Below are 5955 nucleotides of genomic sequence, written 5' to 3' on the forward strand. Positions count from 1 at the left end.
AATGTTTACTGGGAAAGACTTTTAGGACTATTTTGCTGAAGAAACTATCAGTATAGACCCCGTTTCCACACAGAAACCAGAAGAGCCAATCAATGAATTAGTAAAACCGATAGAAGGATTAGACTATATTACTTTCGGACTTTATGGGAGGACTTGGGGACGATTTGCTTGAATACAGTAGAATGTACGATTAGAGAGGTAAGTTATCGTTTTGCTAAGATAACTCGACCGACTGAACTGCAACAATCATGCGTTAGATTTATTAGGGGTTTCCTTGATTTGTACCCAGTAACGGGGTATCGTAAATTCTCTCAATTCCTCCTACAGCACAGGTTATGGCCTTTTGTCAACGGGGAAGTCCAGTTATAGCAGCTAAACGGGCCAGATAGAAGCTAGTAATAGTTTTAGCATCGATCGATTCTCCCCGTGCGATCGCTGATTCCATTTCCTCAAAACTCATAAAAACCACTTCTAGATCTTCATCGGCATCTTGAGCGGGGGGCAAGCTTAATTTTTCCAGATCCTGGGCTAGAAAAGCATAGATGTATTCATCGGAATAACCCGGTGCCAGGGCAAATTTACCCAAAGATTGCCAATTGTGGGCCCGATAGCCCGCTTCTTCCTCTAATTCTCGTTTTACCGTCGTAGCAGGGTCTTCTCCTTCATCGATCGTTCCGGCGGGAAATTCCAGAATTCGAGCTTGCAAACTAAATCGATACTGACGTACTAAAACCAATTGACCTTCCTTGGTGATTGGAACTGCTAAAGCGCCACCCGGATGACGGACACATTCCCATTCTCCCTCGACACCGTTAGGTAAACGCAGTTTCGAGACTTCAAATTGAAAGACGCGACCTTGATAAAAAAGACGTTGTTGGAGAAATTGAGGCGGTTCAGACATAGAAAATTTGCAACCAGGACTTTAAGAATTAATATCAGGAAATGTTGCCTTTGTCACTGGTGTTAGGAAGCGGGTAGAATTATCATCTAACGGCCAAGGAGAGATTCAGGTTATAATGGGAAATGCTGTCTTTACAGGTTAAATCTTTTTCGAGAAACCCCATGGCAAAAAAATCGATGGTAGAACGCGAGAAAAAACGCGATCGTCTCAGACAAAAATACGAAGCTAAACGGACGGAACTAAAAGAACAATTCCGTACCGCCGAAGATTTTGAAGAAAAACTGGCAATTCACCAAAAATTACAGGAATTACCCCGCAATAGCGCTCCCAGTCGTCACCGCAACCGTTGTTTAACGACCGGCAGACCGAGAGGATACTATCGCGATTTTGGTTTATCCCGCAACGTTTTACGCGAATGGGCCCACCAAGGTCTTTTACCCGGTGTGGTCAAGTCTAGCTGGTAGTCAGAAACAATATCTAGGGAAAATACCGGGATAGAGGCGTGGTTTTTGCGTCTCTATTGCTGTTTTTAAGCAATTTTAGCGATAAAAAAACCCTCGATCGAGCGATCGAGAGTTAACCATGAACAAAAAATTTACCTAGACTACAGTAGCAGCTTTACGGGCAGCGGCGGCCTCATCGGGATGAATACCGAGACGGGTGAGATTGAGACGACCTTTACTATCGATCTCCCGTACCTTGACTAACACCTCATCCCCCACGGCCACTTCATCCTCGACCTTACCGACACGTCCCTCGGCCAATTGGGAAATATGGATCATTCCCTCTTTCCCCGGCAAAACTTCCACAAAAGCGCCGATTTGGATAATGCGAGTCACGCGACCGAGATAAACCTCGCCCTCATTGAGTTTGCGGGTCATATTGTAGATCAGTCGTTTAGCTTTTTCGGCCTGTTCCCCATCGGTGGAGGAAATGGTGACAGTACCATCGTCATCGATATCGATTTTCGTGCCAGTCTGTTCAGTAATCCCTTTAACCGTCTTACCACCCGGCCCGATTACTAACCCGATCAGATCTGGATCGATCTTGATCGTCAATAACCGGGGTGCGTGGGGAGATAATTCCGTGCGCGGTTTTTCTAGGGTCGCTAACATCTTCTCTAGGATATGTTTGCGGGCCGGTAAAGCTTGTTCGATCGCCTTGGCCACCACTTCCATGCTTAAACCAGGGATTTTCATATCCATCTGGAGAGCGGTGATGCCAGAATCAGTGCCAGCCACCTTAAAGTCCATATCTCCCAGAAAATCCTCGATACCCTGGATATCGGTCAAAATACGCACTTCTTCCCCTTCTTTAATTAAACCCATGGCCGCACCGCTAACGGGTTTTTTCAGGGGAACACCGGCATCCATCAGCGCCAGGGTAGAACCGCACACGGAACCCATGGAGGTGGAACCATTAGAAGAGAGGACTTCCGACACTACCCGCAGCACATAGGGAAATTCCTCCTGGGGGGGAAGGACAGGTACGATCGCCCTTTCCGCTAAAGCACCGTGACCAATTTCTCGACGGCCGGGAGAACGCATGGGACGGGTTTCACCGACGGAAAAGGGTGGGAAATTGTAGTGATGAAGATAGCGTTTTTCGTCTTCGGGATGGAGATCGTCGCCCAAATCCTGAGCATCACCGGGGGTGCCCAGGGTGGCGATCGAAAGCACCTGGGTTAAACCGCGATTAAACAGGCCGCTACCGTGAACCCGGCGGGGTAAAACTCCCACCAGGCAAGAAATCGGGCGTACTTCGTCCAGTTTGCGACCATCAACCCGCACCCCATCCTCAATAATTTGGGCGCGCATCAGTTTTTTGGTCAGATACTTAAAGAGATTACCGATTAACTTCGGTTCTTCCAGGGTTGGAGCTTTTAAGGGGTCTTCATCGGGGAGAGCGGTTATAGTTTCCTTGATCCGATTTTCGATCGCCTCTAATTTCTCATCCCGTTCGGTTTTGCTGAGGGTAAACTGGCAGAGAATCTGTTTAATTTCCTCTTTAGCTTGTTCTTTCAGGAAATTCTGCACGGTTTCGTTTACTGCCGGTGCTTCCCGCGTCACGAGGGGAATACCCAACTGATCGATTAATTCCCGTTGAGCGGTGATCAGGTCGCGGACCGCTTCATAACCAAAATCGATCGCCTCAATAATATCCCGTTCCGGTAACTGATTGGCTCCCGCTTCGATCATCACCACCCCTTCGGGACTACCGGCCACCACTAGATCCAATTCTCCGTTATGGATTTCCTTGTAGGTGGGATTGATGATAAATTCATCCCCCAGTAAACCGACGCGCACCGCTGCCATCGGTCCTTGAAAGGGAATACCTGCCAACAAAACCGCCACAGAAGCCCCGGTAACGGCCAAAACATCCGGGGGGACTTCCTCATCCATCGAGAGGGTCGTAGCGACCACCTGAATATCATCCCGTAGCCAACTGGGGAATAGAGGCCGCAGGGGGCGATCAATCAAACGACCGGTCAGAATCGCTTTTTCCGGGGGACGACCTTCACGACGCAAAAATCCTCCCGGGATGCGCCCGGCGGCGTATAATCTTTCTTCGTAATCAACGGTTAAGGGCAGGAAATCTACTCCTTCTCTGGCCTTGGCTGTGGTTGCTGTCACTAAAACCGCCGTTTCTCCCGATTGGATCAGAACACTACCGCCAGCTTGGGGGGCTAAAAGCCCTATTTTTAGTCGAATATCCCTGCCATCAAAGGATATTGACTTGTCAAACTCTTCCATGTAAAGTTATATTCCTTTCTTTCACTTTTCTCTGTGCTGTGGCAATCCTAGCATTTTTTGTACCCCTTTCCAGCAGGTTTAGTATTCAGTGATCAGTGATCAGTTATCAGTGATCAGTTATCAGTGATCAGAGTTGAGTTTTCAGTTCGCTGATTACTCTTTACCGTTTACTGATCACAGCAAAAAAGCTCCCCACTTCCCCAATCCCCCAATCCCCCACTTCCCCACTTCCCCACTTCCCCAATCCCCCAATCCCCCAATCCCCACTTCCCCACTTCCCACTTCCCACTTCCCACTTCCCACTTCCCTGCTCCCTGCTTTTAAACAGGATCTAACATTACTTGCTCAAACCGGCCAAAAAATGATAGTTTCAGATAAGTACCTAAGCAAAATTAATTACACATCTAAGCCACTACTCCGTCAGACTTCTGGTGTGAGGAAACAGTGAACTGAAAACCCAAACCCGATCCCCAACAGCTGTCTCGGAGTCTCCCGTCTCCCGTCTCGGAGTCTCCCGTCTCGGAGTCTCCTGTCTCGGAGTCTCCCGTCTCGGAGTCTCGACTAGGAAATTAATTTTGCACGACTACTTATAGGAATAATCTGGTTAAGAAAAAAATGTCTTCCCTTGCCGCTTGCTGGCCCAAAAATATTTCTAAGTATTAGCAAAACTGACTGACTGTCGGCAGTTGGGCGGGATTTTTCCAGGCTCGAAGAACCCCAAACCAAGAAAATTAAGACAATTAAAAGGATTGCGTCTCTATTATCTGTTAGACGCTTCTAATCCAGTGAATTTGCGGGTTATCTTCAAATTAACCCCGTTTAACCCTATTTGTGGCTATCGATTATGGCTGAAAGTTATTTACTAGACAAACTGCAATCTGTAGAACAGACCTACAAAGAATTAACCCGTCGTCTAGCGGATCCCGATGTCACCGGTAATCCGGGTGAATTGCATCGTCTGGCCAAATCCCGCGCTTCCCTAGAGGAAACGGTCAACACCTACGAAATTTGGCAAAAAAGTCAAGAGGATTTAATCGGTGCGAAACAAATCTTCAAAGAATCCGCTGGCGATCCCGAATTACGGGAAATGGCCGCCCTAGAAGTGGCAGAATTAGAGGAAAAAATCGCCACTTTGGAAGACCAATTAACAATTCTGCTGCTGCCCCGGGATCCCCTCGATGAAAAGAATATCATGCTAGAAATTCGCGCTGGGACCGGAGGTGATGAGGCCAGTATTTGGGCGGGGGATTTAGTGCGTTTGTACTCAAAATATGCCGAAACTCAAAACTGGAAAGTTAGCCTTTTGAGTGAATCTCAGGCGGATATGGGAGGATTTAAAGAGGCAATTTTAGAGATTAAAGGCGATAACGTCTATAGTAAGCTGAAATTTGAGGCGGGAGTCCATCGGGTGCAGCGGGTTCCTCTGACGGAAGCCAGTGGTCGCGTCCACACTTCCACCGCTACCGTGGCAATTATGCCAGAAGTGGACGATGTGGAAGTGCATATCGATCCCAAGGATATTGAGTTAACCACGGCTAGATCCGGGGGGGCAGGCGGTCAAAATGTCAATAAAGTGGAAACTGCGGTCGATTTAATCCATAAACCCACGGGAATCCGGGTTTTTTGCACCGAGGAGCGATCGCAATTGCAAAACCGGGAACGGGCCATGCAGATTCTCCGGGCGAAACTGTACGATATGAAGTTACAGGAACAACAGGAAGCGGTCAGTTCCATGCGACGCTCTCAGGTGGGAACTGGTTCGCGTTCGGAAAAAATTCGCACCTATAACTATAAGGATAATCGTCTCACCGATCATCGCTTAAATCAGAATTTTTCCCTCGATCGCATTTTAGACGGCGATATCGAAGAGGTGATCCAATCCTGTATCGCCAAGGATCAACAGGAAAAACTGGCAGAATTAGCCGCTGCCCAAGAGACAGCTTAATCAGGACAAGGGAGACTCCGAGACGGGAGACAGGAGATTATTTTTATTTATGCTCCCCCCGCTCCCTTCTCCCCAACCCGCAACCGTAGCTTGACGGTGGGAGTGTGTCAATTGCTATCTCAAGGTCGCGAGAGGACTTCCGTTAAACCGCTACGCAGTTAACGGGAGATGAATCGCCACCGGAATGAAACTAACGCGGTAGCGTTTCCACTTTCGGGGAGTTTTGGTTCTCAACGTATTTTTTTAGTTGTTCGACGGTAACGCCGCCACAACTAGCCACGAAATAAGCTCCCGTCCAAAAATAAGGTTTATTGTCGAAATACTTTGCCGCCAAATCTGGAAATTCCTTTCTAATT

The 5955-nt window shown here is 47.8% G+C and carries 6 protein-coding genes; 3 read left to right on the forward strand and 3 right to left on the reverse strand.

What is annotated here, in order from left to right; all coding sequences use genetic code 11:
- Nucleotides 1–346: 346 nt before the first annotated feature.
- Nucleotides 347–901 carry an NUDIX hydrolase gene (locus IM477_RS00865; RefSeq protein ID WP_287730116.1) on the reverse strand — a complete coding sequence of 185 codons (555 nt, stop codon included), beginning with the start codon at nucleotides 899–901 and terminating at the stop codon, nucleotides 347–349.
- 161 nt (nucleotides 902–1062) lie between these two features.
- Here IM477_RS00865 and rpsN point away from each other — a divergent pair, with 161 nt between their 5' ends.
- A complete protein-coding gene (gene rpsN, locus IM477_RS00870) occupies nucleotides 1063–1365 on the forward strand; it encodes a 30S ribosomal protein S14 (protein ID WP_147071634.1) in 303 nt (100 codons plus the stop codon).
- Between the two features lie 135 nt (nucleotides 1366–1500).
- Here rpsN and IM477_RS00875 read toward each other — a convergent pair whose 3' ends face one another.
- Nucleotides 1501–3654 (reverse strand): polyribonucleotide nucleotidyltransferase, encoded by a 2154-nt coding sequence (locus IM477_RS00875; RefSeq protein WP_287730118.1) that lies wholly within the window; start codon nucleotides 3652–3654, stop codon nucleotides 1501–1503.
- 686 nt (nucleotides 3655–4340) lie between these two features.
- Here IM477_RS00875 and IM477_RS22830 point away from each other — a divergent pair.
- Together IM477_RS22830 and prfA are read left to right on the forward strand one after the other, a co-directional pair.
- Entirely contained in the window at nucleotides 4341–4520 is a 180-nt protein-coding gene (locus IM477_RS22830) for a hypothetical protein (protein WP_353845520.1), read from the forward strand.
- On the forward strand, nucleotides 4499–5599 hold the full coding sequence (gene prfA / locus IM477_RS00880; RefSeq protein ID WP_287730121.1) for a peptide chain release factor 1: 1101 nt from the start codon (nucleotides 4499–4501) through the stop codon (nucleotides 5597–5599). Before IM477_RS22830 ends, prfA begins: the two co-directional genes overlap by 22 nt.
- Nucleotides 5600–5789: 190 nt before the next feature.
- Here prfA and IM477_RS00885 read toward each other — a convergent pair.
- On the reverse strand, nucleotides 5790–5955 hold a 166-nt coding region (locus IM477_RS00885), incomplete at its 5' end, for a transposase (RefSeq protein ID WP_287730122.1).

The organism is Microcystis sp. M090S1 (assembly GCF_020246295.1).
In the GTDB taxonomy this organism is placed as follows: domain Bacteria; phylum Cyanobacteriota; class Cyanobacteriia; order Cyanobacteriales; family Microcystaceae; genus Microcystis; species Microcystis aeruginosa.